This window comes from Tessaracoccus yangjingae, from assembly GCF_054483935.1.
The window spans coordinates 2,709,699-2,728,163 of sequence record NZ_CM137014.1; the positions used below are offsets into that span (position 1 = coordinate 2,709,699).

Sequence of the window (18,465 nt, forward strand, 5' to 3'; positions counted from 1 at the left end):
GGGTTGAGAATGGATTCGGGGGGCGCCATGGAACCGTTGGTGGGCCGGGTCGAGGAGCAGCGCCAGATCGCGGCCCTCCTGGACGCAGTCCGGGACGGACGTACTCGGGTGCTCTTCATCACGGGTCCCGCGGGGATCGGGAAATCGCGCCTGGCAGGGACCATCGCCTCGGAAATGCCCACCTACACCCACCTTCTCCTCGAGTCGGAGCGGGGGGTGGCCTTCGGCGCGATCGATCGTCTGATCGACGAGCAACTGCCGGAGACGGCGCCGGAACTCATGGAGATCCGCGAACGCGCGGGGGTGCCGACGTTCGCGATCGGCATCGTCAACCTCATCGAGCGCCTCGACGGGCCGTTCGCGTTGGTGATCGACGACCTGCACCACCTGGACGCGCCATCCCAGGAGGCCTTCTGGCACGTCATCCGCCGGCTCGATCACGTGCCCGCCCTGTTCGTGGCCACCAGCAGAAGCACGCACGGATCGTTCGCCGAACGGATCATCCAACACGTCACCGTCGGCAGGCGCGGGCGTCACATCCACCTCGGGCCCCTGACGTCGGACGCGGTGCAGGCACTGATTCGCGGCACCCTCTTCGCGCCTCTGCATCCGCGGCAGGCGCAGAGGGTGATGGACGCCACCGGCGGCTCACCCGCGATGGTGACCGAACTCGTCTCCCTGATCAGGCGCGGTGGGGGCACGACGCTGGAGTCCGCTCTAGCGGAGCTTGAGCGTCGGCACGACCAGGACGATTCGGCACAGGTGGCGGAGACCCTGCGCGGCCTGACCAGCACGGAGGCCGCGGCCCTGCTGGCGATCGCGCTGGCGGGTCCCCTGGGTCAGAGCCAACTCGACAACACCCTGCTGGCTCTTGGACATGCCCGACCAGACGTGCACCGGCTGCGCTCCACCGGCCTGTTGGACCCCGGCGCCCTCCGGGTGTCGCGGCGGAGCGTCGCCGCCGCCGTGGTGGCGCAGGCGTCGCCGTCGGACCTGACGGCCACGCACCGGGCCCTGGCCGGGGCTCTCACCGGCGTGGAGAGCCTCCGTCACCGGATGTTGGCCGGATCCGACGCGCCGGATCCGGCACTGATCGGCGACCTGGTGACGAGCGCTCGCGGCGCCGTCGAGGTGCGGGACTTCGCCGCCGCGTCGCGGCTCATGGCCTGGGCCACCCGCATGGATGACAGCTACCTGCAAGTGGCCTGCCTGCACGCCCTCCGGGCACGCCGCCCGGCGCTGCTGGAGGCCCTTGAGCCGTACGTCAAGGCCCTTCTACCGGGGCTGGAGCGTTCGCTTCTGCAGTCGGCGCTCGACGTCAACGCCGGGGTCCAGGCGTTGCCCTTCGCTGACGCGATCACACCGGCGGAACTCGACGACACGCACCTCGCGATCCTCGCCCACGCGCTCGTCGTCCTCGGTCGCAACAGGGCGGCCGTCGGCCTGTATCCCATGCCGCGGTCCATGACGGAGGTCCGCGCCGAACTCGCCCGTCGTCTGCGCGACCGACGCACAGAGTCCGCCGCAACGGAGCTGGGAACGTCCGAGGCGACCAACCTCGAGGGACTGCTGGCGCTGTGGCTCGCCCTCGGTGCCCGGGGCCAGGATCCGTCCTCACCCTCGGTGGCGCTCGACGCCCTCGCGGCGTCCCTGTCCGCCGACCCGGTCGCCTGGATCGCCCACGCGGCCACTCTCTCGGTGGCGGCGACACTCAACCACCGCGCGATGCGCAATCGCGCCGCGCAGGAACAGCTGGATCTGCTGGCGCCCATACCCGCGATCCATCCGGACTTCGAGCTGTCCGCGGCGCTGATCAGGCACCGCATGGCCTTCCAGAGCGGCGACTGGGACGGGGCCCAGGCGGTGATCGAGCCCATCCTCGCCCTGGCACTCGACGACATGCGGGACGTCGGAGCTCTGCAGGCACAGGCGACGGCGGGGCTGATCCCCTTGTGCCGCGGTGACGAGATGGGCGTCCGCGTGCTCGATCACGTGACCGGGCTGGCCGCGGCACGACCCTTCAGTTCGGCTATGGGCGCGGTCCTCTGGGCGCGCGGATGGGCCGCCACCGCCAACGGGGACCCTCGCGCGGCGGCGGAGGCCTTCGGCCAGTTGTGGTCGAGCCCACTCACGGGCGCCTTCGCCGGTGCCGAGTCAGCGGTGTTGCGGGTTCGAGCGCTCGTGGCCCTGGACGATATCGCCGAGGCCAACGTCGCCGGCAACCAGCTTGCGTCCCTGGACGTCGATCCGGGAGCCCTCGGCTACCTGGGGCATCACATCGACGCGTTGCTGTCGATGGGTACCCGCGACCACGCGGCGGCCGAGGTCTCGTTCGCAGAGGCGCACGCGGCCCTCCAGGACCGGATGCATGAGGACACCCCACGCGGCCTGCAGATGATCCACGTGGTGCTCGTCGAGGACTGGGCACGTTTCCACGTCGACACGTCCCGGGGGGCGACGACGCGCGAGGAGTGCATGGCCGAACTCCACCGGGCCATCGGCGTCCTGCTGAGGGTGGGTGCCAGGGCATGGTCGGAGAGGCTGGAATCGCTCCTGTCCGCGATGGTGGCCGCGCAGCCCCGGTCAAACGATGGCGTTCCCGCCGCACTGCCCCCCGAGCTGCTGAGCCGGCTCACGGCGCGCGAGCGCGAGATCACCCACCTGGTCCTGGAGGGTCACAGCAACAAGGAGATCGCGCAGATCCTCTTCCTGTCCGTGCGCACGGTGGAGTTCCACGTGCGCAACGCCCTCGCCAAGCTGGGGGCGGGCTCCAGGGTGCAACTTCGCGAGCTGCTTGTGCGCAACGCGCAGTGATCAGCCTCAATCCCAGTGCTTCCCTGCACTGATCCAGTGCCACCCACTGGGTACGCGGGACGCTGCTGTGCCCGAAGATGGGTTCAGCACATGGCCACGTCGTGGCGGATGATTGGGGGGATCAGCCGCGACGGGGCCATCGCCATGTCACCCCCGATGTCGCCGTGCGTGCGCAACCAGCCGGTCCACGGGCCAGGTGGTGATGATGCGGTCCGGCTCGATGCCTGCGATGGAGGCCTTCGCGGCGCCGTAGGTGAGGAAGTCCAGCTGGCCCGGCGCGTGGGCGTCCGAATCGATGCTGAACAGGCACCCCGCGTCGACCGCCAGCCCAAGGAGGTCCATGGGCGGATCCTGCCGTTCGGGCCGGGAGTTGATCTCCACCGCCACCCCGAACATGGCGCACGCCGCGAACACGATGTCCGCGTCGAAGCGGGACTGGTCACGCCAGGTGCCGTCCCCCCGCCGCTTCCGGCCGGTGCAGTGGCCCAGCACGGTGGTGTGGGGGTTCGAGACCGCGCCGACCATCCTGGCCGTCATGGTGGCCGGATCAGCCTTAAGATCGGAGTGGACGGACGCCACGACGACGTCGAGCCCGTTCAGCATGTCTTCGGCCTGGTCGAGCGATCCGTCTGCCAGGATGTCGACCTCGATGCCGCGCAGCACCCTGACCGATCGGTTCTCCTGCACCTGGTCGATCTCCTCCCACTGCGCCAGGAGCCGTTCGCGGCTCAGCCCGTTGGCCACCCTGAGCCGCGGCGAGTGGTCCGTGATCGCGATGTAGTCGTGCCCGAGAGCCTCCGCGACAGCGGCCATCTCGGCCAGCGGGGAACCACCGTCGGACCAGGTGGTGTGCGTGTGCAGGTCTCCCCGGAGCTCACCTCGCAGGGCGTCGCCGGCGGGGTCGAGCGAGGCAGCGCCCGCCTCACGGAGCCGTGTCAGAGCCTCCGGCACCTCCCCTGACGTGCACGCCGCTGCGACCGCGGAGGTCTTCGGGCCGAAGCCCCTCAGCTCCCGCCACCCCGATTCGGTCGTCGGTCGGTCGGCCGGCGGGATCGACTCGGCCACGTCCGCGGCGTCGCGGTACGCCTTGACCCGGTAGGTGTCTGAGAGTGCGCGTTCCAGCCAGAACGCGCACTCGCGCAGCACCGCGACGGGGTCCAGGGGCGGCACGCGCGTCAGAGGCTCTGGTCCGCCATGAACGCGTCGACCTCCTTGCGGCCCGCCCTCAGCTTCGGGTCGTTCTTCAGGTAGTGGCTGGTCTCCCGTGCGATGAGACCGGACATCAGCAGGAGTCCGATGAGGTTGGGCAGCGCCATCAGCCCGTTCATGATGTCGGCGAATGCCCACACGACGCCCAGAGGCACGGTCGCGCCGATGTAGACGACGATGGTGAACGCGATCCGGTAGGCCATCGTGGCGCGCGCGCCGAAGAGCCGCTCGACGCAGCGGTCCCCGTAGTAGGACCATCCGATGATCGTGGACAGGGCGAACAGGATGACGCCCACGGCCACGATGTAGCCGCCCCAGTCCCCCGGCAGCCCGTGGCTGAAGGCCATCGAGGTGAGCACGGCCGGGCTGGCGTCGGCGTTCCAGACGCCGGTGGTGACCAGGACCAGCCCGGTGAAGGACACGACGACGAGCGTGTCGATGAAGGTCTGGGTCATGGACACCAGACCCTGGCGCACGGGGTGGGTGGTCTGGGCCGCCGCGGCGGCGATGGCCGCCGAGCCCATGCCGGACTCGTTGGAGAAGATGCCGCGCGCCACGCCCATCTGGACCGCGAGCATGAAGCTGCCGAAGGCGCCGCCCGTGAGTCCGGTGCCGGTGAACGCCTGCCCGAAGATCAGGGCCAGGGCGCCGGGGAGGTCGGCGATGTTGACGATCAGGATGTAGAGGGCGCCCAGGATGTAGAAGACGATCATGAACGGGACGAACGCGGCTGTGACGTTGCCGATGGACTTGATGCCGCCGATGATGACCACCCCCACGAAGATGGCCATGAGGATCGCCGTGATCTGGGGGTCGATCCCGAAGGCGTCGTGCGCGTTGGCCGCGACAGCATTGCCCTGCGTCATGTTGCCGATGCCGAAGCTGGCCAGCACCGCGAAGACCGCGAACACGATGCTGAGGGCCACGCCCCACTTCCCGGGCAGCGCCTTCTTCAGGTAGTACTGCGGCCCGCCCGACGCCTCGCCCCTGGCGTCGACGGTGCGGAACCGGACGGCCAGGAACGCCTCGGAGTACTTCGACGCCATGCCCACCAGGCCGGTGACCCACATCCAGAACAGCGCGCCCGGGCCGCCGATCGAGATCGCGGTGGCCACACCGACGATGTTGCCCACGCCCACGGTGGCCGCCAGCGCCGTGGTCAGGGCCTGGAACTGGGAGATGTCTCCGCCCTCGGCGTCTGCATCCTTCCGCTCCCACAGCGCCAGCCGGAGCGCCGATCCCAGCGTGCGGAACTGGATGCCGCGTAGCTTGACGGTCAGCCAGAGGCCGGTGAGCAGGAGCAGCGGGATGAGCAGGAACGGTCCCCACACGAATCCCGCGATTGTTTCAAGCAGCTTGGTCAGCTCTTCCATGGCATATGGCCCTTCGATCTCGTGGAACGGCGTCAACCTAGCAATGGGTCGGGTGCACGACGCGCCGCCCCAACCTTTGTTACGTGTTGTTAACGCGCGTCAGTGGGCGGGCCGCAGCAGGTAGGTGTCGAGGATCCAGCCGTGATGGTCGACGAGCCGGCGCCGCAGGTCCGCCAACTCCCCCGCGACGGTGCGCAGCGGGCCGTTGGCGAGCACCTGATCCGGGGTACCCAGGTACGCGCCCCAGTAGACCTCCGTGTCAGGGAACTCCTCCACCAGGCCCCTGCAGGCGAGGTCGCCGTCGTTCATCACCACGACGTCTCCGAGGTCCGGCCGGTACTCCGCCAGCAACCGGGCGCCCGTGGTGATGTGCACGGAGGCGCCGGCGTTCAGCGCGATCTGGTGCGCGGCCGCCAGCACCTGGAGGGCGCTCACGCCGGGGATCACCGTCACGTTCAGCGCCAGCTTGTCCCGCAGCGCGTCGACGACCCGCAGGATCGAGTCGTAGAGCCCCGGATCGCCCCAGGCCAGGAAGCCCACCGCGTCGTCCGACGGGAGCCCGCTCAGGATGTGGCTGTACGTGGCCAGCCGGCCGGCGTCCACGTCGCCGGGATGCTCCCGCTTGGGGTCCAGCACCGTGATGACGCGGTGGGGCCGGTTGACGTGGCGGCGCAGCAGTTCGCTCCTGAGCCAGACCAGCTCCGGTTGATCGTCGCTGTGATCGCCCACGAGGAACACGTCCACGTGGTTCATGGCCTCCACCGCGTCCAGCGTGAGCTGCCCGAAGCCACCTGGGCCGATTCCGATCACGTACACCCTGCGTCCCATGAGCCCTGAGCCTAGTGGCCGTCGACGTTACCGGTGGAGGGCGCACCAGGCGCCAGGGGACCACTAGGCTGACGGGATGGATCTGCGCCCCGGGACCGCGCCCGCGCTCATCGCGTCCTCCCGCGCCCGCGCCGGCATCATCAAGCGGCTCCAGGCCGCCACGTCGGAGATGAACACCGCCACACTTGCCGCGTTGGTGTCGCGGCACGAGTGGTTCGGACAGCTCGACGCGGAGTCCCGTTCCTGGATCGGGATCCTGGCCCGCTCCGGGATCGACGGATTCGTCACCTGGTTCGCAGGGGAGCCGTTCACGCCCGAGTCGGTCTTCGACGCGGCCCCCCGCGCGATGGCCCGACGGATCAGCCTGCAGCAGACGGTGGACCTGGTCCGCACCACGACGGAGGTGGTGGAGGAACAGATCCAGCACCTCCTGCCCCGGGGGGACCGTCAGGCGCTGTCGCTGGGCATCGTGCACTACTCGCGGGAGATCGCCTTCGCCGCGGCCGCCATCTACGCAAGGGCCGCAGAGGCCCGCGGCGCGTGGGACTCCCGGATCGAGGCCACCATCGTCGACGCCGTCGTGCGCGCCGAGACCGACGAGTCCGTGCTGTCGCGGGCCTCCACGCTGGGCTGGAACACCGAGTCGAAGGTGGCCGTCGCCATCGGCGGCGCGCCGCAGGAGGCCAGCGTCCTGGACGGCCTCCGCCGCGCCGCGACGAAGCTGTCGCTGGACGTGCTCGCGGCCCCCCAGGGCGATCGGCTGGTCGTCATCGCGGGGGGTTCGGGGGTCGGCGACCCCGTCGAGACCTGCGAGCGGATCTCCAAGCTGCGCGACTTCTTCGCCGACGGGCCGGTGGTGGTCGGGCCGACGGTGGACGGCCTGGCCGGCGCGCCGAAGTCGGCACGGGAGGCGGCCTCGGGCTTCCGGGCGGCCAAGGCGTGGCCCGAGGGGCCCCACACCCTCCTGTCCGTCGATCTCCTGCCCGAACGGGCGCTGGCGGGCGACGGCCACGCGCGCCGCACGTTGGCGTCGGAGATCTATCCCGCGCTGGCCTCGAACAAGGAACTCCTGGAGACCTGCGTCGGCTTCCTCGACTGCGGCTCCTCCATGGAGGCCACCGCGAGGGCGCTGTTCGTCCACCCCAACACCGTGCGCTACCGCCTGAAGCGGATCCAGGAGGTCACGGGGTACAACCCCACCGATGCGCGCGAGGCCTACGTGCTCCGCATGGCGATCACGCTCGGCAGGCTCAGCGTCTGAGGATGTCTGCCGCTCCTTGTGGGGTTCCCACAAAGGCCTGCCCGGCAAATTCGTGAGTCTCACGCCCGCACCGCCGTGCGCGCGGCGGCACAGTAGGAACGTGCTCGCGATCGTTGCTCCAGGCCAAGGTGCCCAGACCCCCGGTTTCCTCTCCCCATGGCTGGAGGACCCCGGGTTCGCCGAGCGGTTGGCCGGCTACTCCGCGGCGGTGGGCCTGGATCTGGCGCACTACGGCACCGAGGCCGACGCCGAGACCATCCGCGACACCGCCATCGCCCAGCCCCTGCTCGTGGCGTCGTCCCTGGCCGTCGCGGCCGAGCTGCTCCCGTCGTTCGACGGCGTGGGACTCGTCGCCGGGCACTCGGTCGGTGAGCTGGCCGCCCTCGCGCTGGCCGGGGTCGTCTCCCCCGCCGACGCGCTGACCCTGGTGCGCGAACGCGGCCTCGCGATGGCCGAGGCCTCCGCGGTGCGGTCCACGTCGATGACCGCCGTCATCGGCGGGGATCGCGACGAGGTGCTTGCGGCGATCGAGGCCGCCGGCCTGACGCCCGCCAACAACAACGGCTCCGGGCAGATCGTGGCCGCGGGCACCGTCGAGGAGCTCGCGGTCCTCGCGGAGAACCCGCCGCGCCGGGCCCGCCTGATCCCGCTCAGCGTCGCAGGCGCGTTCCACACCGTCCACATGGGCCCCGCCGTCGAACGGCTGCGCGCCAAGGCCGGCGGCATCGAGCCCGGCGAGCCCACCACCGCGCTGTTGAGCAACGCCGACGGCGCCGTCGTCTCCTCCGGCGTCGAGGCCCTCGACCGCATCGTCGCGCAGGTCGCCAACCCCGTCCGCTGGGACCTGTGCATGGCCACGATGGCCGAACTCGGCGTGACCGGCCTCCTGGAGCTCCCCCCGTCCGGTACTCTCACCGGCATCGCCAAGCGAAACCTCAAGGGGGTTGAGCTGTTCAGCCTGAACACCCCCGATCAACTCGACGAGGCACGCGAGTTCTGCCGCATCCACAGCCAGTCCACCCCCGAGTCCGAGTAGGTCAGACATATGCCCCTCCAGTCCTCCACCGGCGCCGAGTACGCCCGCATCATGTCCGTCGGCGGAGCCCGCGGCAGCCGCGTCGTGACCAACGAAGAGATGTGCACGATGATCGACTCGTCGGACGAGTGGATCACCCAGCGCACAGGCATCAGGGAGCGCCGCTGGGTCGCCGACGGCGAGGACGCCGAGACCCTCGGAGCCGACGCGGCCCGCAAGGCCATCGAGCGGGCCGGGCTCCAGCCGGCCGACATCGACGCGATCATCGTGTCCACCATCTCCCACTACCGGCAGACCCCGTCCCTGGCCGCGATCCTCGCCGAGGACCTGGGCCTCGAGTCCCCCGCCGCGTTCGACGTCTCGGCCGCGTGTGCCGGGTTCTCCTACGGCGTCGGTCTGGCCGAGGGCATGGTGCGCGCAGGTTCCGCCACGCACGTGCTGGTGATCGGCGTCGAGGTCCTGTCCAAGTACACGGACATGTCGGACCGCTCCACCGCCTTCCTCTTCTCCGACGGCGCGGGCGCCGTCGTCATCGGCCCGAGCGACACCCCCGCGATCGGCCCCACCGTGTGGGGCTCCAAGCCCGAGGACCACTCGGTCATCGAGGTCGACGACTGGCGCGAGGTCGAGCCGGGCGCCGGCGGCCCCTTCATCCACATGGCCGGTCGTGAGGTCTTCAAGTGGGCCACCACCGCCATCGTCGAGAAGGCACTCGAGACGCTCGAAGTCTCCGGACTCACCACGGATGAGCTGGACTGCTTCATCCCCCACCAGGCCAACAACCGGATCACCGATTCGATGTTGCGCCACCTCAAGCTGCCCGAGGACGTCGTGGTCGCCCGCGACATCATCCAGATGGGTAATTCGTCCGCGGCCTCTGTTCCGCTGGCGATGGAGGCACTGCTCGAGTCCGGGCAGGCCAAGAGCGGCGACAGTGCACTGATCATCGGATTCGGAGCGGGCCTCGTGTTCGCCGGCCAGACCGTGATCCTGCCCTGATCGCAGACCACACGTAAGTTCGAAGAAAGGAGCCACCATGGCCAGCACTGAGGAAATCCGCACAGATCTCGCCGAGATCGTCAACGACATCGCCGGCGTCGCGGTCGAGGACGTCCAGCTGGACAAGTCCTTCGTCGACGACCTCGGCGTCGACTCCCTGTCGATGGTCGAGATCATCTACGGCTGCGAGGACAAGTTCGGCGTGTCCATCCCCGACGAGGACGCCAAGAACCTCAAGACCGTGGGCGACGCCGTCGCCTACATCGAGCGCGCGTCCAACTGACGCCAGACGTGGGGCGGCTGACCACAGCCGCCCCACCACCATCGACCCCACCGCCCCAGTGACCAGGAGATTCTCCATGCCCACCACCGTCGTGATCACAGGCCTCGGCGCGACCACCCCACTCGGCGGCGACGTCGCCACCACCTGGGCGGGAATGCTCGCCGGGCGCTCCGGCGTCGTGGCGCTGACGGAGGAGTGGGCGAACGAGCTCCCCACCCGCATCGCGGCCAAGGCCGCAGTCGACCCCAGCGAGGTCATCGACCGCGTCGAGGCTCGCAAGCTGGACCGCTCCACCCAACTCATGCAGATCGCCGGACTGGCCGCGTGGGCCGACGCCGGCTTCGGTCTCGGCGAGGACAACCCCGTGGATCCTGACCGGCTGGGCGTGGTGTCGGCCACCGGCATCGGCGGCCTCCACTCCCTGCTGTCGCAGTGGGACGTCATGAAGGACAAGGGCGTGCGCCGCGTCTCGCCGTTCACCATCCCGATGCTGATGGCCAACGCACCGGCGGCCAACCTCGGCCTCAAGATCCATGCCAGGGCTGGCGTGCACACCCCGATCTCGGCCTGCGCGTCGTCGAACGAGGCGATCTCGCTCGGGCTCGACATGATCCGCCTGGGCCGCGCGGACGTCGTCCTGGTCGGCGGCGGCGAGGCCGTCGTCCACCCGCTGCCCATCGGGGCGTTCGGCCAGATGCAGGCGCTGTCGCGCCGCAACGATGAGCCCGAGCGCGCCTCGCGGCCCTGGGACGTCGACCGTGACGGCTTCGTCCTGGCCGAGGGCGCCGCCCTCATGGTCATCGAGACGCTCGAGTCGGCCAAGGCCCGCGGCGCCAAGATCTACGGCACGCTGGCCGGGGCCGGCATCACCGCGGACAGCCACGACCTGGTGCAGCCCGATCCCGAGGGTTACGGACAGTCGCAGGCCATGCTCAAGGCGCTGCGCGAGTCCGGTCTGACGCCGCGCGACATCGTGCACGTCAACGCCCACGGCACGTCCACCCCACAGGGCGACGTGACCGAGGCCGGGTCGATCCGCACCGCGCTGGGCGCCGACGCCGACCATGTGGTGGTCACCTCCACCAAGTCCATGACCGGTCACCTCCTCGGCGGCGCCGGGGCGCTCGAAACCGTCGCCTCCGTGCTGGCCCTCAAGCACCGCATCGTGCCCGGCACCATCAACGTGGACAACATCGAGCCCGGGCTCGGCATCGACGTGGCCACCTCCAACCGCGAGCTTCCGTCCGGCCCGCTGGCCGCGGTGAACAACAGCTTCGGCTTCGGGGGCCACAACGTGGCCGTGGTGGTCACCAACGAGAACGTGACCGACTGACGCGAGACGCGGCGGTGGCTCACACAACCTGGTGGAGCCACCGCACCGGCGCGTCCTCGCCCGCGTGGCGGAACACGTCGAGTTCGTCGTCCCACGGCACGCCGAGGAGCCTCTCCAACGCCTTGAGGAGCGGCTCCCCGCCCAACGCCTCCCCGGCCACCGCATGCTTGAGCCGGTCCTCGGACACGAGGATGTCGCCGTGCACACCCACCACCGCGCTGAACGCGCCCAGTGCCGGAGTGAAACTGTAGCGCTGACCGTCGCTCCCGGCCGTGGGCTCCTCGGTCACCTCGAAGCGCGCCCGGCCCAACCGGCCCAGCCCGCTCGCGAGCGCCGCTCCGGTGCCCGTCGGCCCGGTCCACGAGAGCTCGCAGCGCCGGGTGCCGGGTTCGGCGGGCTGCTGGGTCCACTCGAGGTCCGTCCGCGTCCCCAGGACAGCGCCCACAGCCCACTCGATGTGCGGGCACAGCGCAGCCGACGCTGAGTGGATGAACAACATCCCCCGCGCCGTGGACTGGCTGACCGTCTCGAGACGAGCAGACATAGCGGTTACCTCCTGGTTGGGCCGGATTGCCTTCCCCTGCGATCAGGCCCGCCCAGGTGTGGCCCCATTGTGCCCATGATCGGGCGCGACACGCAATGCCCGGTTGTGCGACGGCCGATCCGACGGTAGACAGGCATGCATGCGAGATCCCATGCCGCTCGACGCGGTCCTGACCTACCCCGACTCGGTGTCCCAGGTGCAGGCCACGAGCGCCGGCGTGTTCTGGCTCGCGACCATCGCCGCCGAGGACGGCCGGGTGACCGTCCGTCGGTCCTCCGGCGGGGTCGTGGCGGACCTCACGCCCGAGGCGGTCGTGAGATCGAAGGTGATGGAGTACGGCGGAGGCGCCTACAGCGCCGACGGCGACGCCCTCGCCTACTGCGACGACCGCACGCGGCAGGTCTGGCTCCTCCGGGAGGGCCGTCGGAGCGCGCTCACGCCGGCCGGCTCCGCCTTCGTCTACGGCGGGCTGCTGCTCAGCCTGGCGGACGGGTTGCTGCTGGCCGTGCGCGAGGACCACTCGGCATCGCCCGAGCCGCGCACCGAGATCGTGTCGCTGAGCCTGGACGGCAGCGACGACGGGGGGCGGGTGCTGGTGACCGGCGCGGACTTCTACGCCGGGCTCCAGCTGCGCGCCGGGCAGCTGGCCTGGTACCAGTGGAACCACCCGGACATGAGCTGGGACACCGCCGAGGTCTGGACAGCGCCCATCGACGCGACCGGCGGCGCCCGCCCCGTGGCCGCGACACCCGGGGTCTCGGCCCAGCATCCCGTCTGGCTGTCCGACGGGGTCGTGGCCTACAGCTCCGACGAGTCGGGGTTCTGGAACTGGCACGTGGACGGAGGCCCGGGCTGGGCGGTGGACCACGACTGCGACACCCCCACCTGGGTGCTCACGCCGCCTGTCGCGGCGGCGGTCTCGGGGCAGGTCCTCGCCTCGGTCGAGTTCGTGGAGGGTCGCGGCGTGCTGGCCTACTGGGACATCGCGTCAGGCGAGGTCACCTACCCCCTGGCCGGCTCAACCTCCATCGAGTCGGTGGCGGCCTACGACGGCACCGTGCATGTGGTGGCCGAGTGGGCAGACCGACCCGCCACGCTGCTCAGCCTCTCTGCGGACGGCGCGGCCGTCCGCATCGCCGGGCCCGAGGGGCCCTCGTCGGGGGCGGTCCCCCCGCAGACGCACTGGGCGGAGGGCCCGGCCGGACCCGTCCACTCCTGGCTGTACCTCCCCGAGGAGGACCGGCCGCCGCTCCTGGTGATGACCCACGGCGGGCCCACGTCGATGGCCACGGCCTCGTACGACGCCACGGTCCAGTTCTGGGTCTCACGGGGCTTCGCGGTGGTGGACGTCAACTACTCGGGGTCGACGGGCTTCGGCCGGGTCTACCGGGACCGGCTCCGCGGAGCGTGGGGCGAGCTTGACGTCGCCGACGCCGCAGCCGTCGTGACGAGCCTGGCCGAGGGTGGACGGATCGACGCCTCCAAGGTGGCGATCACCGGCGGCTCCGCGGGCGGGTTCACCACGCTGAAGTCCCTGGTCTCGACCGACGTCTACGCCGCTGGCATCAGCCGCTACGGCATCGGGTACCTCCCCACGCTGGCGACGGACACGCACAAGGCAGAGTCGCGCTACCTCGACGGCCTGGTCGCGCCGTGGCCCGAGGGCCGCGAGACCTACGAGGAACGCTCCCCGATCAACCACCTCGAGAAGTTGCGCACCCCGATGCTGATCCTCCAGGGCCGCGACGACAAGGTGGTTCCCCCCAGCCAGGCCGAGCAGATGGCGGCCGCGGTGCGCGCCGCCGGGCTGCCGGTGGCGCTGATCATGTTCGACGGCGAGGGCCACGGGTTCAGGACCATGGCAGCGCGGCGCGTGGCGCTGGAGGCACAGGTCTCGTTCCTCGAGCAGGTGTTCGGCATGCCGCCCAGCCCGGACGTGCCCCTTCTCGCGATCGAGAACCTCGGAGCGACGGACCTCCCCGGGAGCCGCTCACCCGGATGACGAGGGCCCCGGTCAGTACTGCCGGGGGCCGAAGACGGCGGTGCCGAGCCGCACCGTGGTGGCGCCGTGCGCGATGGCGATGCGGAAGTCACCGGACATGCCCATCGACAGCTCGTCCCAGCCTCCGCCCACGGCGTCGCGAATGCGCGCCCTCGTCTGAGCCAGGCGCTCGAAGCACTGCGCCACGCCGTCGAGATCCGGGCTGTTGAGGGCCATGGTCATCAGGCCACGCGGCTCCAGCGCCTCGAAGCCGTCCAGCGCCCGCGCGAAGGCGACGGCGTCCGCCGGCTCGATCCCCGACTTGGACTCCTCGCCGGAGGTGTTGACCTGGACGAGGACGGGCAGGCGTCTCCCGACGGCGACCAGCCGCCGGTCAAGCGCCTCGGCGAGCCGGAGCGAGTCGAGCGAGTGGAGCTCGGCCGCGAGTTCGGCCACCTGCCTGGCCTTGTTGGTCTGGACGTGGCCGATGACGGCGAACCCGATGCCCTCGTCGGCCAGTTCGGCGTGCTTGGCGGCCATCTCCTGCACCTTGTTCTCGCCGAACAGCGAGTACCCCGCCGCGTGCGCCTCGCGGATCTGGCCCACCCCGTGATACTTCGACACGGGCAGGAGCCGCACCTCGGCCGGGTCCCGGCCGGCGGCGCGGCAGGCGTCGTCGATGTCGGCCCGGACGGAGGCGAGCCGCTCCGCGATGCTCATGGCCACCTGGCTCCGAGGGAGATCACGCCCAGGGCCGCCAGGACGGCGAAGATGATCGCCAGACCGGCGTACCGGTCGGTGACCTCGGCCGGGACCTTCTCGGTGCCGACCGACTGGCGGATGGCCTCGTAGACGTCGCGCAGCTGGCCGCTGCTCTCGGCGGCGTACTTCTTGCCACCCGACAGCCGCGCGATCTCGGAGAGCTCGTAGTGGTCCACCGCGACGCGCTGCCGCTGGCCGTCCTGCTCCACGTAGCCGTTGTCCGTGCCGTAGGCGATGGTGTAGACCGGAACGCCGGCGTCCTTGGCGGTGACCGCGGCGCCCGAGGACGAGCGGCCGATGTTGGTGGCGCCGTCGGACAGCAGGACGATCGCGGCGGGGGCGACCGCCTCCGGGTCGTCCGGGTCCGGCGGGACGAGCTTCAGCGCGTCGAGGCTGGTGTAGACCCCCTCCCCCACTGCGGTGGACGGGGCCAGTTGCACGGCGTCGATCGCCCTGGCCACCGCGCCGCGGTCGATCGTGGGTGGCACCGCCACATCCGGGGTCCCCGCGAACGTGACGAGCGCGACGTTGAACCGCTCTGGCAGCGACGAGACGAAGGCCTTGGCCCCGGCCTGCGCCGCGGCGAGCCGGTTGGGGTCGACGTCCTCGGCCTCCATGGACCAGGACACGTCCAGGGCCACGACGATGGTGGCGCGGTCGCGCGGCTTGTCGACGAAGTCCTTCGGGATGGCCCACGCGATGATCAGCGCCCCCAGGCTGAGCAGCGCCAGCAGCACGGCGCCGTGGCGCTTCCAGGCCGCGTCCTTCGGCACCACGAGGCGCAGCCTGCTGCTCATCGGGCGGTGCGTGGAGCGGCCGGACAGGACCACGTAGAGGACGGCGATGATCGGGATGACCAGCAGGGCCCAGAGCCGCTGGGGAATCATGAACTCCAGAGCGAGCGGGATCATCGTGGCCACCTGGCGGCCATCATGACCGCACCCAGGGCCGCGATCACCGCGAACCCGAGGGCGAAGAACGCGTACTGGGCCGTGATCGGCTTCTTCACGTCCTCGTAGCCCACCACCGAGCCGATCTCGCGGTACGCGTCGGCCAGCGAGCCGAGGTCGTCTGCGTTGACGGCGCGACCGCCCGTCGCGTCCGCGATGGCCTTCAGCGCGGCCGTATCGGGTGCCACGTTCTCCCGCTGCCCGTCCACATCCACAAACCCATTCTGCGTGCCGTAGGCAATGGTGAAGATGGGTATCTCCCGCTCAGCCGCCGCCGCGGCCGGACCCGCCGGGGGCGGTCCCTCGGTGTTGGTGCCGTCCGAGAGCACGATGATCATCGCGGGGGCCGGCTCCTCCTCGTCGTCGCCTGGCGGTGCCTGGTCGACCGCCCGGAGCGCCGAGGTGATCGAATCACCGATCGCGGTGCCGTCGGCCAGCTCCAGGGCGTTGATGGCCCGCTCCGTGACCCCACGGTCCGTGGTGGGGGGCACGACGATGGAGGGGGTGGCGTCCATCCCGACGACGGCCACGTTGTAGGTGTCCGGCAGGTCCGTCATGAAGGTCACGGCCGCCTCCTTGGCCGCGGTCAGCCTGTCGGGGGGCACGTCGTCGGCGGACATCGACAGGGACGTGTCGATGACGAGGACCACCGTCGCCCGCTCACGTGGTTGGCGCTCGGTGCCCAGCGGATTGGCGTAGGCGAGCCCCAGCGCCACCAGCGAGGCCAGCGACATCGCCACGGCGAGGTGCCTGGTCCACCGCCGCTGCGACCCGACGACACGCGCGAGCATGCCGGTGTTGGTGAAGCGGAGCGCGACGCGGCCCTTCAACCTGAGCAGGATGAGATAGACGACGATGAGGACGGGCAGGAGCAGCAGGGTCCACAGCCTGTCCGGGTTCTGGAACTCGGGGATCATCTACTTGCTCACCCCCTGCGGCGGCTGGTGGAGCATGCCGGCCACCCGCCGGTAGTTGAGGACGAACCGTGCGATGTCGGCCACCCAGTCGCGGTCCGTGCGGAGCTGGATGTGCCCGGCGCCCGCGCGCCGGAGGGCCACCTTCACCCGCTCGCGCTGGGCCTTGGTGGCCGCGTCCATGCGGCGGCGCGCCGCGTCGTCGGAGGTGTTGACGTAGCGCGAGAAGGACGTCTCCGGGTCGTGGATCAGCATCTCGCCGACGTCCGGGAACTCCAGCTCGTGGCGGTCGATCACCTCGACGCACAGCACCTGGTTGCGGACCGCCAGCCGGCGCACGGCGCGCTCCCACGGCGGGGGCACCGCCGGGTCCAGCTCGGCGTCGCCCGGCGTGAGGAAGTCCGAGACGATCACACGCATCCCCCGACGGCGTTGCGACCGCGTCATCTGCTCGATGCCGTCGGCCAACTCCAGCTCGCCGGCCGCGTGGTCCGGGACGATGGGCTCGGTGAGCATCTTGCGCAGCAGGCCGTATAGGGCGGTCCTGCCGGACCGGGCGGGAAGCCGCTTGACCTGATCGGGCAGCATCATCATGCCGCCGAAGCGGTCCCCCATCCGCTGGCTGAGGAACCCGATGGTGGCGATGGCCGCGATCCCGAGGTCCCGCTTGGTCACGCCCTCCGTGCCCCAGTTCATCGACGGCGTGACGTCCAGCAGCGCCCACACCTCGAGCTCGCGGTCGGCCATGGTGTCGCGCACGTGCGGGACGGTGGTGCGGGCGGTGACGGCCCAGTCCATCTTGCGCACGTCGTCCTGGCCTGGCTGGTAGACGCGGGCGTCGTTGGTGTCCGACCCTGCGCCCGGCAGCAGCCCGAGGTGGTCGCCGTGCAGGAAGCCCTCGAGGCGACGCACGATCGTCAGCTCAAGCCGGCGCAGCGCCGCCTCCGGCGCGAGCTTGCTCAGCGGGATCGTGGGGCCCGACGGCGGGCGCAGCACCGACCACTCGGCGCCGGTCTGGTCGGGCGCCGACAGCTTCGGCCCCTGGGGAGGGGGGCCGTTGAAGGTGAATCCGGGTTGGGCCACCGGCCCGCCTAGCTGCGGCCGGGCTGGTGCGCGTGCTGCTCGTGCGCGACCTGCCGTTGCTGTTCGCTCCAGACCGGGGTGGGAGCCGGAACCATGGCGAGGATGCGGTCCACCACGTCCGCGGTGCTGATGTTGTCCGCCACTGCGTCGAAGCCCAGCACGATGCGGTGGGCCATCACGTCCTTGGCGACGGCCTGGACGTCTGTGGGCAGCACGTAGTCACGGCCGTTGATGAGCGCCAGCGCGCGGGCCGCCGCGACCAGCCCGAGGGTGGCGCGTGGCGAGCAGCCGATCTGGATGACGCCGGTCAGGTCCGGCATGGCGAACTCGGCGGGGGTCCGCGACGCGAGGACGAGCCGCACGATGTACTCGGCCACCAGATTGTGCACGAACACGTTGGAGGCCATGTCCTGCAGGTGCCGCACCAGGCCGGGATTCAGCACCCGATTGGCCTCCGGCGGGCTCACGCTCATGCGGCGCAGGATCTCCAGTTCCTCGTTGCCGCGCGGGTATGGCACGTCGACCTTGAGGAGGAATCGGTCGCGCTGCGCCTCCGGGAGGGGGTAGACGCCCTCGGACTCGATCGGGTTCTGCGTGGCGATGACGATGAACGGCTTGGGCGCGGGGTAGGTCTTCCCTCCGATGGAGACCTGCTTCTCCGCCATGAGCTCCAGCATCGCCGACTGCACCTTGGCCGGCGCCCGGTTGATCTCGTCGGCGAGCACGAAGTTGACGAACACCGGGCCGAGCTCGATCTCGAAGTTCTCGCTCTTGGCCGAGTAGATGCGGGTGCCGACGATGTCCGAGGGGACGAGGTCCGGGGTGAACTGCACGCGGGCGAAGTCGCCGCCCACCACCGTGGCGAAGGAGCGGACCGCGAGCGTCTTGGCCACGCCCGGGACGCCCTCCAGGAGGCAGTGCCCCTTGGCGAGGAGCGCAACCATCAACTGCTGCACCATGTGTTCCTGGCCGACGATCACCCGCTGCACCTGACCGATGGCCTGCCCGAGCAGGCGTGCGGCGTCCGCAACGTCGCGGGGCAGCTGCGTGTCTTCCGTCGACGTGATGCTCACGCGGTGACTCCTTCATGCTCGG

The 18,465-nt window shown here is 70.7% G+C and carries 16 protein-coding genes; 7 read left to right on the top strand and 9 right to left on the bottom strand.

Annotated elements, in window-relative coordinates; translation table 11 throughout:
• Window positions 1-27: 27 nt before the first annotated feature.
• The gene (locus tag ACX1D3_RS12210) at window positions 28-2,814 is read left to right on the top strand and encodes a LuxR C-terminal-related transcriptional regulator (protein ID WP_458994104.1); all 2,787 of its coding nucleotides are present in this window, start codon (window positions 28-30) and stop codon (window positions 2,812-2,814) included.
• Between the two features lie 147 nt (window positions 2,815-2,961).
• Here ACX1D3_RS12210 and ACX1D3_RS12215 read toward each other — a convergent pair whose 3' ends face one another.
• The 3 genes from ACX1D3_RS12215 to cobF all read right to left on the bottom strand — a co-directional run bounded on the left by ACX1D3_RS12215 (window position 2,962) and on the right by cobF (window position 6,224).
• Window positions 2,962-3,984, bottom strand: a complete 1,023-nt coding sequence (locus tag ACX1D3_RS12215) for a PHP domain-containing protein (protein ID WP_458994105.1) — start codon at window positions 3,982-3,984, stop codon at window positions 2,962-2,964.
• A gap of 5 nt (window positions 3,985-3,989) precedes the next feature.
• The gene (locus ACX1D3_RS12220) at window positions 3,990-5,396 is read right to left on the bottom strand and encodes an alanine/glycine:cation symporter family protein (RefSeq protein ID WP_458994106.1); all 1,407 of its coding nucleotides are present in this window, start codon (window positions 5,394-5,396) and stop codon (window positions 3,990-3,992) included.
• A 99-nt stretch (window positions 5,397-5,495) separates the two neighbouring features.
• Entirely contained in the window at window positions 5,496-6,224 is a 729-nt protein-coding gene (gene cobF / locus ACX1D3_RS12225) for a precorrin-6A synthase (deacetylating) (RefSeq protein WP_458994107.1), read from the bottom strand.
• Window positions 6,225-6,393: 169 nt separating this feature from the next.
• Between cobF and ACX1D3_RS12230 the strand changes: the two genes are divergently transcribed.
• The 5 genes from ACX1D3_RS12230 to ACX1D3_RS12250 all read left to right on the top strand — a co-directional run bounded on the left by ACX1D3_RS12230 (window position 6,394) and on the right by ACX1D3_RS12250 (window position 11,136).
• A complete protein-coding gene (locus tag ACX1D3_RS12230; RefSeq protein WP_458996544.1) occupies window positions 6,394-7,485 on the top strand; it encodes a PucR family transcriptional regulator in 1,092 nt (363 codons plus the stop codon).
• 100 nt (window positions 7,486-7,585) lie between these two features.
• The gene (locus ACX1D3_RS12235) at window positions 7,586-8,521 is read left to right on the top strand and encodes an ACP S-malonyltransferase (protein WP_458994108.1); all 936 of its coding nucleotides are present in this window, start codon (window positions 7,586-7,588) and stop codon (window positions 8,519-8,521) included.
• Between the two features lie 9 nt (window positions 8,522-8,530).
• Window positions 8,531-9,520 (top strand): beta-ketoacyl-ACP synthase III, encoded by a 990-nt coding sequence (locus ACX1D3_RS12240; protein WP_458994109.1) that lies wholly within the window; start codon window positions 8,531-8,533, stop codon window positions 9,518-9,520.
• Between the two features lie 37 nt (window positions 9,521-9,557).
• A complete protein-coding gene (locus tag ACX1D3_RS12245; RefSeq protein WP_458994110.1) occupies window positions 9,558-9,803 on the top strand; it encodes an acyl carrier protein in 246 nt (81 codons plus the stop codon).
• 76 nt (window positions 9,804-9,879) lie between these two features.
• On the top strand, window positions 9,880-11,136 hold the full coding sequence (locus ACX1D3_RS12250) for a beta-ketoacyl-[acyl-carrier-protein] synthase family protein (protein WP_458994111.1): 1,257 nt from the start codon (window positions 9,880-9,882) through the stop codon (window positions 11,134-11,136).
• Between the two features lie 19 nt (window positions 11,137-11,155).
• On the opposite strand, the gene ACX1D3_RS12255 is transcribed toward ACX1D3_RS12250, so the two are convergent.
• The gene (locus ACX1D3_RS12255) at window positions 11,156-11,680 is read right to left on the bottom strand and encodes a DUF3145 domain-containing protein (protein ID WP_458994112.1); all 525 of its coding nucleotides are present in this window, start codon (window positions 11,678-11,680) and stop codon (window positions 11,156-11,158) included.
• Between the two features lie 139 nt (window positions 11,681-11,819).
• Between ACX1D3_RS12255 and ACX1D3_RS12260 the strand changes: the two genes are divergently transcribed.
• Window positions 11,820-13,682, top strand: coding sequence for an alpha/beta hydrolase family protein (locus ACX1D3_RS12260; protein WP_458994113.1), 1,863 nt, complete (start codon window positions 11,820-11,822; stop codon window positions 13,680-13,682).
• A gap of 12 nt (window positions 13,683-13,694) precedes the next feature.
• Here the strand turns inward: ACX1D3_RS12260 and ACX1D3_RS12265 are convergent, their stop codons facing one another.
• From ACX1D3_RS12265 to ACX1D3_RS12285, 5 genes are all read right to left on the bottom strand, one after another.
• The gene (locus tag ACX1D3_RS12265) at window positions 13,695-14,381 is read right to left on the bottom strand and encodes a YggS family pyridoxal phosphate-dependent enzyme (RefSeq protein ID WP_458994114.1); all 687 of its coding nucleotides are present in this window, start codon (window positions 14,379-14,381) and stop codon (window positions 13,695-13,697) included.
• Window positions 14,378-15,334: a VWA domain-containing protein gene (locus ACX1D3_RS12270; protein ID WP_458994115.1), complete on the bottom strand. Its 957-nt coding sequence runs from the start codon at window positions 15,332-15,334 to the stop codon at window positions 14,378-14,380. Before ACX1D3_RS12270 ends, ACX1D3_RS12265 begins: the two co-directional genes overlap by 4 nt.
• Window positions 15,331-16,290 carry a VWA domain-containing protein gene (locus ACX1D3_RS12275; protein ID WP_458994116.1) on the bottom strand — a complete coding sequence of 320 codons (960 nt, stop codon included), beginning with the start codon at window positions 16,288-16,290 and terminating at the stop codon, window positions 15,331-15,333. The genes ACX1D3_RS12270 and ACX1D3_RS12275 overlap by 4 nt, the downstream gene beginning before the upstream one ends.
• A complete protein-coding gene (locus tag ACX1D3_RS12280; RefSeq protein ID WP_458996545.1) occupies window positions 16,291-17,280 on the bottom strand; it encodes a DUF58 domain-containing protein in 990 nt (329 codons plus the stop codon).
• 98 nt (window positions 17,281-17,378) lie between these two features.
• On the bottom strand, window positions 17,379-18,443 hold the full coding sequence (locus tag ACX1D3_RS12285; protein WP_458994117.1) for an AAA family ATPase: 1,065 nt from the start codon (window positions 18,441-18,443) through the stop codon (window positions 17,379-17,381).
• Window positions 18,444-18,465: the final 22 nt, after the last annotated feature.

Excerpts from the sequence above, each read along its gene's own strand:
- ACX1D3_RS12260 (WP_458994113.1), top strand. The coding sequence starts at position 11,820 with ATGCGAGATCCCATGCCGCTCGACGCGGTCCTGACCTACCCCGACTCG.
- ACX1D3_RS12230 (WP_458996544.1), top strand. The coding sequence starts at position 6,394 with ATGAACACCGCCACACTTGCCGCGTTGGTGTCGCGGCACGAGTGGTTC.
- ACX1D3_RS12255 (WP_458994112.1), bottom strand. The coding sequence starts at position 11,680 with ATGTCTGCTCGTCTCGAGACGGTCAGCCAGTCCACGGCGCGGGGGATG.
- ACX1D3_RS12220 (WP_458994106.1), bottom strand. The coding sequence starts at position 5,396 with ATGGAAGAGCTGACCAAGCTGCTTGAAACAATCGCGGGATTCGTGTGG.
- ACX1D3_RS12270 (WP_458994115.1), bottom strand. The coding sequence starts at position 15,334 with ATGATCCCGCTCGCTCTGGAGTTCATGATTCCCCAGCGGCTCTGGGCC.
- ACX1D3_RS12210 (WP_458994104.1), top strand. The coding sequence starts at position 28 with ATGGAACCGTTGGTGGGCCGGGTCGAGGAGCAGCGCCAGATCGCGGCC.
- cobF (WP_458994107.1), bottom strand. The coding sequence starts at position 6,224 with ATGGGACGCAGGGTGTACGTGATCGGAATCGGCCCAGGTGGCTTCGGG.
- ACX1D3_RS12245 (WP_458994110.1), top strand. The coding sequence starts at position 9,558 with ATGGCCAGCACTGAGGAAATCCGCACAGATCTCGCCGAGATCGTCAAC.
- ACX1D3_RS12250 (WP_458994111.1), top strand. The coding sequence starts at position 9,880 with ATGCCCACCACCGTCGTGATCACAGGCCTCGGCGCGACCACCCCACTC.
- ACX1D3_RS12265 (WP_458994114.1), bottom strand. The coding sequence starts at position 14,381 with ATGAGCATCGCGGAGCGGCTCGCCTCCGTCCGGGCCGACATCGACGAC.
- ACX1D3_RS12275 (WP_458994116.1), bottom strand. The coding sequence starts at position 16,290 with ATGATCCCCGAGTTCCAGAACCCGGACAGGCTGTGGACCCTGCTGCTC.
- ACX1D3_RS12240 (WP_458994109.1), top strand. The coding sequence starts at position 8,531 with ATGCCCCTCCAGTCCTCCACCGGCGCCGAGTACGCCCGCATCATGTCC.